Source organism: Bradyrhizobium sp. MI1.11 (assembly GCF_055811255.1).
In genome coordinates this window covers 13,862-28,838 of record NZ_JBVVPM010000076.1, presented here as the reverse complement: position 1 = coordinate 28,838, position 14,977 = coordinate 13,862, and the positions used below count along the sequence as shown (strand labels likewise).

Here is a 14,977-nt window from a genome sequence, read left to right as displayed (position 1 = left end):
GACGCGGCCCGCGCCCACGACATTCGAATCATGGTTGCCCATGGATTCAGAAGCCCGCAACAAAAGCAACTGTAATGCTAACAGAAGACAAGCGGCAGACGTTCGAAGAAGGCGGTCCGCATCAAGGGAGAGCGTCAAACTCGAATCCGTGAACGCAGGCACTCGTCTTGATCGACTGCTGGTCGGGCCATTCCATGGCCGCATCATGCTGCTGATCGGCATCGGAATGTTTTTCATCTACATTGCCGGTACCGTGCTGAGCGTGATGCTGAAGACCAGGTTTGGACCCTCGCCCAGAATGCGGTGTTCATCTCCGCGACCTTCGTCGGCATGATCTGGGATCGTTGCGTACCGGGTTTCTCGGTGATCGCTATGGACGCCGCTCCGCGCCATGATCTTGCCCACCAGCCAGGCGCAGCGCTCGATCTGCGTCAGGTCCAAGTCGCATGCGCAGTGTTCGAAACCTATATACTTCCAGCCGTCGGCGATCGGGGCCGGTGCCGTTCGCCGATCCAGCACGACGTCCAGATAGTCGTCCTTGCACGGGCTCATGGCGGTGTCGCTCATGCTCGCTCCATCGGGCGACGGCGTTGCGTCCGATCTGACCGAGGGGAGCGGGCGCTCGCCTCCGCCTCCCGCGCGTTCAGCCCGGCGCACGCTGGCCTGCCCCCGCGGCGTCGCTGCGATAGCGGCTGGTCGAGGTCTGATAGTACTGCGCGCAGATGTCGGCCATGGCCTCGATCAACGCTCCCCACGGCGCGGGAAAGCATTCTTCCGCCATCAGGCGGTGCAGCATGCGCGTATGGCCGGCCAGCTCGTCCTTGAGGAACTCCATCACAGGCATAGCCGGATAGCGCTGCAGCAGCAGGATCGCCGCGTTGTCGGCCTCGCCCGCCGTCCTGTCCTTGTCGCGTCCATGCAGATCGTTCTGCAGACGCCCTATCGCGGAGATGAGCCGCAGGACCTGGCGAAATGCCGGACGCTCGCGCAAGGTCGCCATGTCCAACCCCCACAGCAATGACAGGCAACAGAACACATTCGCGTAGGCGATCGAATCGACGCCATTGTGCAGGTACTCGGCGTAGGACCAGCGTTCCGCCCCTGCCGCCTGCGCGGGTCCGTCGCGCAGCGCTGCGCAGTAGCGCCGGGTATCGTCGAGAAGCTGAGCATAGTCGCGACGATCGTAGGCGAGTGCGGCCAGCGAGGCGCGCAGCACCGCGCAGCCCTCGAATCCGGGGAGCGCGCACGGCAGGCCCTGCCCCAGCGCCTGCTCCACCGCGGCGAGCTGCTCCGGCGCGATCAGGCCAACGTCGTTGCAATCGTCGAGCCAGAACAGCAGCGCCAGTTCGCGATAGAACGCCACGATCAGCGTTTCGTCCTGCGGATCGCGGCCGGTGCGGGCGCTGGCGTCGCGCAGGCTCGGATGGATGCGCTGCAGGATGTACTGGCCGCCCCTGACTGCTTCCACGGCATGCTCATCGGCGAACCCGGTCAGGGAATGCCCCCACTCCAGCACCTGCTGCAGCGCGCGTTGGGTCTGGATCATGGCGCCGCTCCTGCTCCCTTGGCCAGGGCGCGCCGCCCCCAATGAAGTGCCAGCCACAACCCGGCGAGTTCAGCCACGCGCACGACCCGCGTGGGGCAATATAGTTCTTTGCCGATCCACAGCGGCGTCTGCGGCAATGGATGCGCCGCATGGCGGGCGAGCATCCACTCCAGCGCACGCGCCACCGCCTGCGCGATGCGCCGGCGCCCTGTCGGCTCTTCGTTCCCGTCCATCACGTGCAACGCGAACAGCGCATAGGCGGTTTCCTCGAATGTGGCCGCGCGACCGGCGCCCCAGCCGCCGTCGTCGCGCTGCGCGCGCAGCAGCGCCGCCAGCGCGCGCTCGTCGCGCCACTGGGGGTTGCCTTGCGCCAGCGCAGCGATGGCATGCGCGGTGGGATACAGCCATGAAACGTGCCATTTTTCGTTGTCCCATACACCGTCCGGGTTGCGATTGGCTTCGACATAGGCGCTGGCGGCGGCGGTAGGCTTTCCAAACAGTCGCAACGCATGCAGGGCATGGATGTTGGTCGACATCGAGGCATTGCGCTCGCCGGGGAAGGTGACAAACAGCTCGCCGCTTTCGAATTGGCGCAACGCATCGACCGCCGGGTCGCGGCCTGCAAGGCGCAGGACACACAACGCAATGGCGGTGTCATCCGCATCGGCCGCGAAGTGCAATGCCGGGCCGAGACCGCGCACGCTAAGGCGGGCATCGAGCTGCGCGACGATCACGCGCATCACCTCAGTGAGCGCGGGATGCGCGAACAACCCGACCAGATGCAGGGTGTACAGCGACCAGCATGGTTCGAACACATTGATCGGCCAGACGTTGGGAACGACACCTTCGATGCCGCTGCGCGTCGCCTTCGATGCCGCCTTCAGATACGCGTCCGCGCGCCCGACCTGCGGCGTGCTCCCCTGTGTCAGGACGTGCGCACGCCACGCGGCTGTGGCCGCCGGACTGATGCCGATGCTGCCGTCGTCGTCCGGGCATGCGGTGGTCGGCGAGGTCCCCCAGGCTTCCCAGGAGTGCAGCAACGGATGGCCGCTCGGCAACGTCGCCACCGCCGCCAGCTTGACCAGGCACGCTTGCCGCAACGGCAACAGGGCCGGGTGGCGCGGAAACGCCACGCCGCCCAGCAAGGATGCGGCCTCGCCGCAAAATTGCGGCAAGATCAGCTCCGCGCCGATCGGCGCGTCTTCCGGCACCGCATGCGCGTAGGGATCGGGCTGGCGTTCGAGGAACCGGGTTGCAGCCTGGACCGCGTCGGCAGCGCCGGGAAGAGGATCGGCACGTTGCAATGCCAGCAACGCCGCCCACGTGGGCGCATGACGGAACAGCGGGAAGTCCGCGCTTCCCCATCCGCCATCGGCCTGTTGCTGCGAGATGAGCCACGCGTAGGCGTCCTGCCGACCGGTGACGTTGCCGTGGAATTGCAGAGCTCGCGCCGTGTCGTAGACGGACGGACCGACGCTGCCGCCGTCGCTCATCTCGCTCAGCAGGTGGCGCAATTCGGAAAGGATCTGTTCGGACTGCGCGTTCACGCGGGATGTTCCTTCTGCAGACGGTTGACGAGAACCAGGATCGGGCAGACGCCGCGCACGTCGCCGCAGGTCCGTCGCGGCCCGGCCGATGGGCAGCGCCGGACGGCCGCACTGCTCTGGCGCGGCGACGCGCCAACGACGCTGGCGCCGGTCCGCCGCATAGGCTTGGCCGCAGCGCGCCGCGGCCGTGCAGGGCAACCGCTGCGATGGGCGCCGCGGACTCGGACACGGTGCAGCATGCACCGCTACCGCCGGCTGATCGCAGCGGCACAAGGGCGACTCCATGCGCACGGGCGCGCTCATGCGCATGGCGCGTGCTTGAACAGGTGCGCGTTGGCCCGCTGCAGCATCTGCCCCAACCGTTCCGCACGCGGCCCCAGCGGGACGATGGCCTCTCCGGCGTCGCGCAACAGATCGAGCGCGAACTGGCGCGCAGCCTGCAGCCCCATGATCGACGCGCAGGTCGGCTTCTGCGCCGCCGCGTCCTTGCCGGGGGTCTTGCCCAGCGCCGCGGTATCCGCCGTCGCATCGAGAATGTCATCGACCACCTGCAACGCCAGGCCGAAACAGGCGCTGTAGCGATCGAGCGCACAGTACAGCGCAGCGTGCGCGGCATCCTCCGCGATGGCGCATAGCGCGCCCATGCGAACGGACGCGCGCACTAGCGCTCCGCTCTTCATCCGGTGCATCGCGACGATCCTGTCCAGCTCGACGTGCTTTCCGACCAGCGACAGATCGATGGCCTGCCCGCCTGCGGCACCCTCGGCGGACACCGCCTGCGCCAGTTCGCGCACGAGCGCGATAGGATTGTCGCCCGGCGCATCCAGGCTCGCCAGGGTCAGGAAGGCGTGCGCCTGCAGCGCGTCGCCGACCAGGATCGCGGTGGCTTCGCCGAACTTGACATGCACGGTCGGAAGGCCGCGGCGAAGCACGTCGTTGTCCATCGCGGGCAGGTCGTCGTGGACCAGGGTACAGGCGTGCATCATCTCGATCGCGGCGCCGACGTCGTCGAGCATGTGCGCCGGCGTGTCGGCCAGTGTGCCGGCAGCCAGACAGAGCAAGGCGCGGGTGCGCTTCCCGCCATGCAAGGTGGCGTAGCGCATTGCCGCGATCAGCTCGGTCTCACCCTTGTCTTCGACGCAGAGACGACGCGCGAGCGCTTGTTCGACCCGCTTTGCGCCGTCCTGCATCCAGATCTCAGGCATCAGCCTGCCGGAAGCGCCGCGCGCCTGCGCGCCCAATCCGCCGAGCGTGGAAACGCCAGTTCGGTCGTCGTGTAGCGTGGAACCGGTCTGCATGCTGTTCATGTCCTTGTACCTGACAGGAGACGGCCACAGCGGGCCGCCGCGGTGTTGCCGGCGTCGCTGCCTCGCCACACAGGCGCAAGCGATGCCAGCTCATGAGAATCCGATGCGGATTTTCATGGACGGATGTGCGGTCGGGTAATAACGCCGGCCTTTTTCGACGCCGCTCAGCAACCGCGGCCGCACCCCGGCCTTGTGCATGGTCAGCGCCAAAGCGATGCAGAACTGCACCAGTTCGAGCCACACCAAGTGGTAGCCGATGCAGACGTGTGGGCCGGTACCGAACTGCAGCATGTCCACCGGCCGGATCGGCTCCGTGCGTTGCAGCCACCGCGCCAGGCGGAACTGATCAGGCGCCTCGTGCAGCAGCGCCGAGGTCGAGAAATGCAGCAGCGGGATGCACAGATGGGTGCCCGCGGGAATGCGCCGTTGGCCGAGTTGCAATTCCTGCAGCGCCCGACGCGGCAGGAGCGTGGTCGTCGGATGCACGCGCAGCGTCTCGCGGAACAGGGCCTCAGCGACCGGACACTGCGCCAGGTCCGCGTGCCGGGTCGGCACCGCGCCCACGCGTTGCGCCTCCTCGACCAGGGCGTCCCACAGCACAGGCTGCCGCGCCAGCTCGATCACCATCCAGGCCATCGTCGAGGCGGTGGTGTCGTGACCCGCAAGCAGCAGCAAGCGGATATTGGCGACCAGGACGTCATCGGAGAGCGCATCGTCGCTGCGATCGAAGGCGCTTACCATGTCGTTGATCAACCCGGTGCGCGCGGCATGCGCGCGCGCGTCGCGGACGAACTGGCGCAACTGCGCGTCGATCCAGTCGCGGGCGGCGCGGCCCCGCCGCAAGGGCAGCCCGGGCAGGTCGACCGGGGGCGCGACGATCAACTGCAGCAGTTGCCGGTACTTGCGATGCCATCCTGGCAAGTCCTGCGCGGGGATACCCATGAGGCTGAAGATGAGTTTGAGCATCAGGTCGCCGGTTTCGCGCAGGATGGTTACGTCGCCGCCGTCACGCCACGCCTGCACCCGCGCCCAGATGACGGGCGCGAACAGGTCGCCGATGCAGGCCTGAGTCAGCCCTTTGGGCAGGAACGCCGCCTTGATCGCATCGCGCGCCTGCCGGTGCGCGCCGCCGTCCTGGGCGACCAACGTTCCGCCAAGTAATTCGGGCGCGATCTCTTCGATCAGCACCGAGGACACGTCCTTGTGCCGGAGCAGCGCGAACGCGTCCGGATCCACGCAGGTCATCAGGTGTCCGGCAGGGCCGAAATCCAGCCAGAAGTGGCTGCCCAGCATCCGTTCCGCGCGCCGCAGCAGGCGCGGCAGGTCGCAGACGATGGCGGGAAGATGCCCGACCAGGGGGAAAGCGCCGGGCACGATCGGGATGTCGTACCGCAGCCGGTGCCGACGCGCCAGCGGGTTGAGCAGCATGTCCATCAGCAGCGCGGCGCCGCAGCCGCTTCGGCGGTGTTGCCGGCAGGCCGCGCGGCGCGGCTGTTGCCACCGTCGGCGTACGTCGGCACATGCGCCAGCATGCCGCCGTCAATGCACACGACCTGGCCGGTGATGAACGCAGCATCCTCGGAAAGCAGGAACGCCACCAGCGCGGCCACGTCCTCGGGACGGCCGACGCGCGGCAGGAGCTGGTGCCGGCGCAGATGCCGTTGCATGCCCTCGTCCAGCTTGGCGAGGAGACGCTCGGTCATGATGAGACCCGGCGCAACCGCGTTGCAGCGGATCTGCGCATGACCGTACTGGGTGGCGAGCGAGGCCGACAGCATGTTCATCGCCGCCTTCGACGCGGCGTAGGACGTCTGCGCGGTGTCACCGCTGAGCCCCTGGCATGACGACATGTTGACGATCGCGCCACCGCCGCGGGCGATCATCGGTGGGATTGCCTGCCGGCAGCAGAGCAGGGTGCCGCGCAGATTGGTCGCCATGGTCTGGTCCCAGACCGCCAGATCCAGGTCGAGGATCGCGCGGTCGCGCGGGGTCAGATGCATGGCGCTCGCGTTGTTCACCAGCAGGTCGACCCCACCGAAGTGCCGCTCCGCCGTCTCGAACAGCGCTGCCACCGCCTGCGCATCGGCGATGTCCATCGCCAGGGCCAGCGCGTGGCCCGCTTCGGCCGCGATCTGCGCGGTGCAGGCGATGGCCGCCGCGCCGTCAATGTCGGCCACCACCACTCTGCCGCCCTCGCGCGCGATAGCGAGGGCGCATGCCTTGCCGATACCGGCGCCGGCGCCGGTTACCACGGCCACCTTGCCTTCAAACCGTCCCATCGTGTCCTCGTCGATTGCGCTGGTCTTTTGCGGCATGCCGCTCGGCCTCGGCCGGAGAAGGCGCAGGGTCGGCGGTGGCGCGCTCGTCATCGCCAGCGTCGCTTTCGATGACCCGAATGGCGGCGACCGGGCACTGGCTGGCCGCGAGCCGCACGGCAGCGTGCAGCGCCTGCGGGACCGTCGCCACGCACACTTCGGCCACGCCGTCCGGTTCGCGCTGGCGAAAGGTGCCCGGCAGCGTCAACACGCACTGCCCGGTGGTTCCGCACATATCCTGGTCGACCACGACGCGCATCTCAGTCCCCGTGCTCATGCAGCCGCACCGGCAACGCGCGGAACGTCCTAAGGAACGCGGAGGGCTCCCGGCTCGGCTGCTCGGCCAATGCCAGCGTGGGGAAGCGCGCCTGGATCCGCGGCAGGCTCTCGGCCAACTGCACCCGGGCCAGTTGCGCACCGAGGCAGAAGTGGATGCCGTGGCCGAAGCTCAGCATGATCTTCCCGTCGGTCGACATGCCAGGACTGGTGCCGTAGAACCGCGCGGGATCGAAGCGGTCGGGGTCGGCGAAGGCGTCCGGGTCGCGATTGCCGGCCGCGATCAGCACGCGCACGTCCGCGTTCTTCGGGATCACCACGCCGCCTAGGTCGATGTCGCGCTGGGCGATACGCGGAATGGAGCTGAACATGGCGGGCGCGTCGCAGCGCAGGACCTCTTCGACGAATGCCTTCACCCCCACGGCGTCTCCCTGCAGCCAGTGCCGCTGTTCGGGATACGCCAGCATCGCCAGGACCGCATGGTCGATGGTCGCGGCAGTGGTGGCGAAGCCGCCCAGCAGCATGCCCCACAGCATGCTGATCAACTCCGCATCCGACAGCGTGTCGGCATCGTCCTCGTGTGCGCCGACCAGCATCGACACGATGTCGTGGCGGGGATCGGTGCGCCTGCGCTCTATGAGGTCGCCGAAGTAGGCCTGCACCCTGGCGCTGGCCGCGTCCGCCGCGGCAAGCTGGGGATCGCTGGCGTGCGGGCTTAGGCCTTCCAGAATGGCGCCGATGCCGGCGGCGAGCCCGAACATGTCGTCTTGGGGCATGCCGAACAGTTCGGCGAAGATTAGCATGGGCAAGGCCAGCGCGAATTCCCGATGCAGGTCCACCGTCTCCCCGCGCTCCAGCGCGGGCGCCATGCCGTCCAGGCGCGCTGCGACGATGCGCGCGATGCTCGGCCGCAGGTCGTCGATCTGGCGCATGGTGAAATCGCGCGAGATCAGCCGGCGCAGACGCGTATGCGTCGGTGGGTCCTTCATCGCCAGCGTGGACGCCAGCAGATTGAGCGACAGGCTGGTCGCTGCACGCGGGAAATAGCGCGCCAGTTCGCCCGGCGCCGGTCCCCGAAACGCATCGCCCGTGGCCTTGAGCGCCCAGTAGATGTCGCCGTGGCGGCTCAACAGAAAGAGGCCCGACGCCGCGCGATGCACCGGATCGTGCTCGCGCAACCACCGCATGAACGGATACGGGTCGTGGATGCACGCTGGCGACGCCAGTTCGGCGAAGGCGTCCCGGCATGCTGCCGTGGTTTCTTGCACGTCCATCTTGGTTAACTGTTGGCTTGCTGATCGGAACGGCGCGCGCCAGGCGCGCCGGCAAATTGCGGAGAAGATCGCGATTCCCGGCGGTGTCCGCGCATCACCAGAGCACCGGCAACTCTTCGAACCCGCCAGTGATGATCTCCTTGCGCAACTTCAGTTCTTCCGGCGCCACGGCCAGGCGCAGCGCGGGAAAGTGCTGGAAGATCGAACCGAACACCACTTTGAGTTCCAGCCTGGCCAGCGCCATGCCGAGGCAGTAGTGCGGACCGTAGGAGAACGCCAGGTGCGGGTTTTCGGCGCGCCCGATATCGAAGATTTGCGGGTCGTCGAAATGGCGCGGATCGAACGACGTCGCAGGCAGTCCGACCAGCACCTTGCTCTCCGCGGGAATATGCACGCCCGCGATGGTCACGTCGGTCCTCGGATAGCGCATGATGCCGTCCCAGCCCACGCCCGCCGGGTACATGCGTAGGATTTCCTCCACCGCCGTGTCCACCAGGGATGGATCGCCGACCAGGCGTTCGCGCTGTTGCGGATGGCGGAACATGGCCAGCAGGCCGAATTCGATCTGCGCGACGGTGCTCTCGTGCCCCGCCACCAGCATGCCCGCGGCCAGACCGATCGCCTCTTCCTCGGTCGCCTTGCCCTGGTCGACCGCCGCGAGCAGGTCCGTCAGCAGGTTGTCGCCCGGATCCTGGCGCTTGTCCCGCATCTTGCTGCGAATGTAGGCGCGCAGTTCTTCCCAAGCCAGGCGCGACGCGCTGCGCGGGCCGCTTTCATGCTGGTGCGTCATTACCTCGTCGGACAGGCCGGCGAAAAACGCGTGATCCTCGTAGAGCACGCCCATCAGCGCGCTGATGACCATGGCCGGAAGCGGAAAGGAGAGGTGGCGCCGCAGGTCGGCGGGCTGGGGCTGGGCCGCCAGCGTCTCGAACAACTGCGCGGCGATCGCCTCGACCTGCTGCGCGAGCAGCTTCACCCTGCGATCGTTGAAGGCCGGCGCCACGATCGTGCGCAACCGGGCATGCTCGCCCCCCTCGTGCGAGACCAGCCACCCCGGCGAACCGAGAATTACCGAATCCGGGGTGAATGCCGCCGGCGGCATTCCCGCGGGCCGGAACGCCGCGTCGGACAGCACCGCCTTGGCCTCGTCGTAGCCTGTCACCCACCAGCCTTCGTGCCCGGACGGGAAGCGCACGCGGTGGATCGGACCGTTGGCGCGTAGCGCCAACATCTTGGGCGAGGGCTCGATGTGATCGACGCGCCACATCGGCAGCGTCGGCAAGGGTTGTTCGGACATGGTGACACTTCAGTCTCTACGCGATGGAAGGGCGGAAGGTGACCGGCAGGCGGTGCGGGCTTCACGTGCGCTTGCGTTCGCTTCTGTTCGTCGATGATGATGATCGGCGGGGAGGCGGCCGGAACCTAGGGCCTCAAAGTGGCTTTAGCCAACTACCGAATCTTGTAGTAGCGTCCTAAACTAAACGCTTGGTGGCGCAAAAAATATGCGGAAAACTCTGCCGCCACGCGCACGGAAACCTATTTCCGATGCGTATCCGCCTATGTTGGTTGGCTACATGCGTGTCGGTCGGACTCCGACGGCGAGAGCACGGACTTGCAGCGCGATGCGCTGCTCGCCGCAGGCGTTGATCTGGTGACCTGCCTGGGGTTCGCCACGATGACGATGGCGTATTTCGCAAGGCTGATAGAGGGCCCGCGTTGATTCTCGATGCAAACGTTATCAAGGCGATCGTTGATCCTTCGGGCCCTTGGGAAGCTCCTTTTCAAGAACAAGATCCCTTCTCGGCTCAACGCACTTTCATGCGAAAGGCGTGCTGAACTATAGCAACTACGTCGAAGAAGCAGCGGGGCTTGCACGACAACACCTTTCGGGCAATAAGCTCGCAAAGGAAGCAGGTCCGCCAGCCGTCCTGGCGGGCAATGACAGCCGCCGCAAAGAGCCCGGGCTGGCGCTATTTCGTCGTAACGCGTACCGGCAGTGAGCTGAGGGCCCGCAATCCACTGCTGTCGCGGTATACCGGCTCGCCCGTTATCTCGATTGATGCGACGCTCGCCGCCAAGGCGGCCAGAACGGCTTCGCCTTCGAGCCGCGCGACCATTTGCCCCACGCAGCCATGGATCCCGGTGCCGAAGCCGATATGGCCCGAGACGCGCCGGGTGATGTCGAACTGGTCGGGCTGCTCCCACCGCGTTTCGTCGCGATTTGCAGAACCAATCAGCAGCAATACTTTCTCGTGCTTACCGATCGGCACCCCTGCGATCTCGGTTTCATGCGGTGTGGTCCGAAAGACGTAAGGTGCGGCGGAATCATAGCGCAGGCTCTCATCGAACGCGCCGCGCGCCAGCGAAGGATTGGCGGCCAGAATGGCCCACTGCTCCGGATGACGGATTAAACTAAAGAGGGCCATGCCTGTTGCACTGATAGTCGTATCCAGTCCCGCCGAAAGAAAGGACCGGACGAGCAGAGGCGCTTCGTCATGGGTAATTTCGCCGCTATCGGCGGCCTCGTAGACCTGTGCGCCAAAACTGCCGGGAGCCAAGGCGTCCCGTTGGCATTTCGCGGCAACCCAAGGCAAAACCTCAGGTGCCTTGGCCATCAGAGTTCGGAAATAATCGTTCTCCGGCCCCATGCCGGCAAACACCATGGCGCCGTAGGTCAGAAAATTTTCGCGGCCCTCATTGTCGATGCCCAGAGCATCGGGAAATACAGTCACCGGAAATATTTCGGCAAGATCGCGGACGGCGTCGAATGATCTCTTTTCAATGAGTTCATCGACCAGCGCGGCGGCCTTGGCCTTGAAACCGTTCTCGAGGCCCCGCATGGCACCCGGCGACATGATCCGAGCTAGCACCTTTCGGGTGCGTGTATGTAGCGGTGGGTCAGCTTCGAGGACGATGCTCGGCGGACGCCACGGCTTCTCCTTGAAAGAATTGATGATGCCAGCACCACCGGCATTGCTGAAGTTCACATGGTCAGCAAAGACCGCCTTGATCTCGGCAAAACGCGGCACGGCGAAGATGCCGTATTTCTCGAGCCTGACGACGGGTGCCTTCGCACGAAGCTCGGCATAGGCCGGATAGGGGTCGATGCGAGTGTCCCAGTCGAACGGATCGAAATCGCTGCAGGCATACTCGCGTGCCGAAGTTGCCACTGTTCGCCTCCGTTTGGTCGCTTCTACTTAATTGACTATAGTCATTTATTGCAGAAGGTGGCAAGCTAGGAATGGAGTGGCGTTTTTTGCTCGTGATAACAGCCATGTAGCTGCAGGACAGACCGGGCGGAGATTGGATGTCGGCCGAGAGATCAGGAAACTCCAAGGGGATGCGGCGCTTTCAGAAGCGCGCGCGCCAAGAAGCTGACAAGCGCGCGTTGCAGGCTCGAATCCTTGAAACAGCGCGAAAGGAGTTCGCGAGCGGCACACTCGAAACCGTTTCGATCCAGAAGATCGCCGATGCGCTCGGTTACTCGAAGGGCACGGTTCTCAAATACTTTCCGACCAAGATCCTGCTGCTGCTGGCAGTGAAGGAGAGGAATCTCGAGGAAATGGCGGATCGGCTCGACCAAGTCCGCGCGCTTCATTCCAGCGGTGAGGTCCGGCTGCGGCGTGTCATGGAGGCCTATATCAAGTATTGGGTGGACAACCCCGATCATTTTCGATCGCTCTATTCGATGGCCGGCACAGTCGAGGACAGGCGTTTTCCCGACGGGGTTTATTTCGGTGAAACTGAGATCGCACGAAAGGGCTACGGGCTATTTGTGACTTCGATCGCGGAGTATCTTTCCGAATTGAGGGTGGAGGCGAGGCCGGGGCTGACGGAGCGCCTAGCGACCGCCCTGCTATCGGCGGCGCATGGGGTGATCTCGTTGCCACTGGGAACACCAACGATGAAATGGCCGGACATTCACGGCAACGGGCGATTGGTCCTCGGCAGTCTCATCGACGCTTGGTCGGCGAAGATTAAAGCCGCTCGGCAGACCGAGACCTGGCCGAGAATTTCCATCGGTGATCTTCTTTAGTTCGGCAGCACCGGCTTGCTGGCAGCCGATCTATCGTCGCAGCCAAGAAAAGGGGCTGTCGCGCGAAGGGATTCGCCACGCGTACCGAAACGAAGACGGACACCTACGCGTGAGAAGCGACGTTTACTGGCTGGCGAGCCATAATGTCCCGAAGTATCTGAAATATATCGGACAGTTCTTTAGGATCGCTGGGGGCGCCAAAACAGATGCGAATGGCGCCAGGATCCCCCTTTCCCACCGCTGAGGCGATGCGGGGGGGGACAAGTATGCCTCGTCCTGGCGCAGCGGCCGTAAACCGATCTGCGGACCACTCTTGCGGCAACTGCAACTATCCGTAGAAGGCTGAGAACTGAAGTTTGCGGCATTGGGAAAAAGTCTAGGAGCATCCCGTAACGTTCGTGCGCCTGACGCCGCCGCTCACGCAGAAGTTCTTCCAGCTTTCCGCTCTCAATCAACCGCACCACAGTCTCGCCTAACACCTGAGCAACAAACCAGGCACAGGCGTGCAGGAGGAGCTGAGTTTGAGCGATGTAGGCCGGCCGGACTGTCACTGTCCCGAGCCTGAAGGCTGGCGCAAGGTATTTGGAGTAGGACGTGATTTAGAAGGAGAGGGCCGGCACCAATGAGGCGATCGGCACAGGACGCTCGGGGAAGAAAAAGCGGTAAACGTCATCCTCTATGATGGCGAGATCGAGCTCCTCGGCGAATTCACCGATGCGCCCCCGCGGTCAAGACTCAGCGTGCGAGCCGTGGGGCTCTGCAACGTCGGCAGGCAATAGAGCACTCGCGCTCGGGACGCCCGGCAGGCTTTTTCAGCGCCTCAGGGTCGCTTCGGTCCTCATCCATGTCCACGGGCACCAAATTAAGGTGGCTGGCGCGGCGATGGCTTTGAAGCAGGGATAAGTGAAAGCACCCACCAAGACACTGTCGCCGGGTTTTGCCACGAAGCGCAGGGCGACATCGATCGCGTGCTGGGCGCCGTTGCACAGAATCAGCTGTGCCGGCGCGACCGTAAAGGCGTTGTCAGAGAGCGAGGCTGCGATGATTTCACGTTCCTGGGAAACGCCAGCGTGAGGATGGTAGCCCAACAACAGTGCAAGATCAGGTTCGCGCACCACCTCGCCAAACAACGCGGACAGGACCTGCGTTTCGCTTCCGTGGCCGGGCACGCTCAGCGCTAAATTGACCGGTTCATGTCATGCCGTGGCCGCCTCGGCCTGCGCGGCGAATGACGCCGGACGAAGGTGCCCTGCCCGACATGTCCGCTGATCCCGCGTTGTTCGGCCTTCTGATAGGCTTTGCTGACGGTGCCGACGGACAGGCCGAGCTCTCGTGCCAGGTCAAGGTGCGGCGGAAGGCAGTCGCCATCGGACAGCCGACCGTCAGCGATGTCCCGCTCCAGAGCACTGACCAGGGCGAGCTATCGCGCCCCCTCGGACGCGAGTTTCCGCGGCCGGCGCGTATCTGCAGAAAGCCTGGCGCGGCAAACGGCCAGTACGTCATCACGCCGGAGATGAGCCCCGGCTTCGTGGAGGCACTCCCTGTCAGCAAATCCCACGGCATCGGTCCGGCGACTTGCACCAAGATGAATGCTATCGGGCGGTAGACTGCCTCGACGTCCGCAATCAGTCGCTCGACTCTGCAAGCCAATTTCGGCAAGGCCGGCGCGTAATACTACCGGATATCGAGGGGCATTGATCACCGCGAGGTCCGCGCGAACCGGATCCGGAAGTCGGTTGGTGCGGAGAACACGTCCTCAACCGATCTTTAGCGCTTTCGACGCAATGGCCACCGAGTTGGGCCCGCTGATCGAGAAGGTCTGGCGGCACTGGGAGGACAAGGACCGCGCGGGCCCGGAAAGTCACGCTGACCAGTGCCATCCTTGCCGCTGCCGGCAGAGCGAGCGAAGCGCCGACGCGAATGGCGCCAGCGTCGCCGCGAAGCCCGCGAACGCATGCATCTTAAGTGGGCAGGGCGCGGCGGCAGCCCAACTCACCAAAAAGTAGATAGCTCCGGTCGATGCCGCACCGACCCCGCGTCTCATGGGTCCAGCCGACAGCTCGGCGAAAGCTCCCGATCGCCGCGGTCCGCTTGAGTGTCTTGACGACGACGGGCTGATTCTCATCCGCGAAAGGGGAGACCCAAAGCGCATCCTCGGGACAATAAAGCTCGCAAAAGGAAGCATGTCGTCGTGACGGGCAATGACCGGAATTCCATAGGTGCCGAGTTTGCCGTCCATCGCCTTCCATACGCTGTCGTAATCGGCGAATGCGAAGGCGGTGCATGCCCGCGCTCGGCACCAGGGTGGCAAGGATCGAGGACGATTGGTTGAAGAACTCACGCCGCTGCGTACCTGGTCAGGAGTTCGGTGTCGGAGCCGAGCTGATTGGCCGGAAACAGCCTGATCTCCAGCCGGCCGCTCGTCGCTTCGCGGATCGGTCGATCGCCTCTTGGGCCCGGATATTCACGGGGTGGGTCGGATCCTGCCCGGTCGCAAACTTGTAAACGAACTCGGCTGCGGAAGCCGGACGAGTAAGAATCCCGCAGAGAGGTACGGCCGTGGCTGCCATCAATAGCGTACGGCGGCTCATCCTTCCGGGCTTCGAGACAATCATGTTTCCTCCTGATCCTGCATTGACGTTGGTGCCGACAGCATCAGCCTGCGCTGGCGTGCAG

13 protein-coding genes and 4 pseudogenes are annotated in these 14,977 nt (G+C 65.1%); 3 read left to right on the top strand and 14 right to left on the bottom strand.

Annotated elements, in window-relative coordinates:
• Nucleotides 1–237 (bottom strand): hypothetical protein (locus AC0L30_RS38805; RefSeq protein ID WP_473406464.1); only part of this gene is annotated, 237 nt, incomplete at its 3' end.
• Between AC0L30_RS38805 and AC0L30_RS38800 the strand changes: the two are divergent.
• Nucleotides 149–383 (top strand): annotated as a pseudogene (locus AC0L30_RS38800) (MFS transporter); the annotation flags it as partial. The gene AC0L30_RS38805 and the pseudogene AC0L30_RS38800 sit on opposite strands and share 89 nt — an antisense overlap.
• A gap of 7 nt (nucleotides 384–390) precedes the next feature.
• Here the strand turns inward: AC0L30_RS38800 and AC0L30_RS38795 are convergent.
• From AC0L30_RS38795 to AC0L30_RS38750, 10 genes and pseudogenes are all read right to left on the bottom strand, one after another.
• Nucleotides 391–657, bottom strand: a pseudogene (locus AC0L30_RS38795) (type 2 isopentenyl-diphosphate Delta-isomerase); the annotation flags it as partial.
• Complete coding sequence (locus AC0L30_RS38790; RefSeq protein WP_456766004.1) at nucleotides 644–1,546, bottom strand: terpene synthase family protein; 903 nt, start codon at nucleotides 1,544–1,546, stop codon at nucleotides 644–646. The pseudogene AC0L30_RS38795 and the gene AC0L30_RS38790, both read right to left, overlap by 14 nt.
• Nucleotides 1,543–3,093: a hypothetical protein gene (locus tag AC0L30_RS38785; protein WP_473304352.1), complete on the bottom strand. Its 1,551-nt coding sequence runs from the start codon at nucleotides 3,091–3,093 to the stop codon at nucleotides 1,543–1,545. The genes AC0L30_RS38790 and AC0L30_RS38785 overlap by 4 nt, the downstream gene beginning before the upstream one ends.
• Nucleotides 3,094–3,392: 299 nt before the next feature.
• Nucleotides 3,393–4,391, bottom strand: coding sequence for a polyprenyl synthetase family protein (locus tag AC0L30_RS38780; protein WP_473304354.1), 999 nt, complete (start codon nucleotides 4,389–4,391; stop codon nucleotides 3,393–3,395).
• 99 nt (nucleotides 4,392–4,490) lie between these two features.
• Nucleotides 4,491–5,834 (bottom strand): cytochrome P450, encoded by a 1,344-nt coding sequence (locus AC0L30_RS38775; protein ID WP_473304356.1) that lies wholly within the window; start codon nucleotides 5,832–5,834, stop codon nucleotides 4,491–4,493.
• Nucleotides 5,834–6,679, bottom strand: a complete 846-nt coding sequence (locus AC0L30_RS38770) for an SDR family oxidoreductase (RefSeq protein WP_473304571.1) — start codon at nucleotides 6,677–6,679, stop codon at nucleotides 5,834–5,836. Before AC0L30_RS38770 ends, AC0L30_RS38775 begins: the two co-directional genes overlap by 1 nt.
• Entirely contained in the window at nucleotides 6,666–6,974 is a 309-nt protein-coding gene (locus AC0L30_RS38765; protein ID WP_231188988.1) for a ferredoxin, read from the bottom strand. Before AC0L30_RS38765 ends, AC0L30_RS38770 begins: the two co-directional genes overlap by 14 nt.
• A gap of 1 nt (nucleotide 6,975) precedes the next feature.
• The gene (locus AC0L30_RS38760; RefSeq protein ID WP_473304358.1) at nucleotides 6,976–8,265 is read right to left on the bottom strand and encodes a cytochrome P450; all 1,290 of its coding nucleotides are present in this window, start codon (nucleotides 8,263–8,265) and stop codon (nucleotides 6,976–6,978) included.
• 94 nt (nucleotides 8,266–8,359) lie between these two features.
• A complete protein-coding gene (locus AC0L30_RS38755; protein ID WP_317245096.1) occupies nucleotides 8,360–9,562 on the bottom strand; it encodes a cytochrome P450 in 1,203 nt (400 codons plus the stop codon).
• 673 nt (nucleotides 9,563–10,235) lie between these two features.
• A complete protein-coding gene (locus tag AC0L30_RS38750; protein ID WP_473304361.1) occupies nucleotides 10,236–11,435 on the bottom strand; it encodes a cytochrome P450 in 1,200 nt (399 codons plus the stop codon).
• A gap of 137 nt (nucleotides 11,436–11,572) precedes the next feature.
• On the opposite strand from AC0L30_RS38750, the gene AC0L30_RS38745 reads away from it, so the two are divergent.
• Nucleotides 11,573–12,301, top strand: a complete 729-nt coding sequence (locus AC0L30_RS38745) for a TetR/AcrR family transcriptional regulator (RefSeq protein ID WP_473304364.1) — start codon at nucleotides 11,573–11,575, stop codon at nucleotides 12,299–12,301.
• Nucleotides 12,302–13,113: 812 nt separating this feature from the next.
• Here AC0L30_RS38745 and AC0L30_RS38740 read toward each other — a convergent pair.
• Nucleotides 13,114–13,470, bottom strand: coding sequence for an aminotransferase class I/II-fold pyridoxal phosphate-dependent enzyme (locus AC0L30_RS38740; RefSeq protein ID WP_473304367.1), 357 nt, complete (start codon nucleotides 13,468–13,470; stop codon nucleotides 13,114–13,116).
• Between the two features lie 8 nt (nucleotides 13,471–13,478).
• Complete coding sequence (locus AC0L30_RS38735; protein WP_473406462.1) at nucleotides 13,479–13,676, bottom strand: hypothetical protein; 198 nt, start codon at nucleotides 13,674–13,676, stop codon at nucleotides 13,479–13,481.
• 93 nt (nucleotides 13,677–13,769) lie between these two features.
• Here AC0L30_RS38735 and AC0L30_RS38730 point away from each other — a divergent pair.
• Nucleotides 13,770–14,154: pseudogene (locus tag AC0L30_RS38730) on the top strand (DNA polymerase thumb domain-containing protein); the annotation flags it as partial.
• Between the two features lie 362 nt (nucleotides 14,155–14,516).
• On the opposite strand, the pseudogene AC0L30_RS38725 reads toward AC0L30_RS38730, so the two are convergent.
• Nucleotides 14,517–14,916: pseudogene (locus AC0L30_RS38725) on the bottom strand (TRAP transporter substrate-binding protein); the annotation flags it as partial.
• Nucleotides 14,917–14,977: the final 61 nt, after the last annotated feature.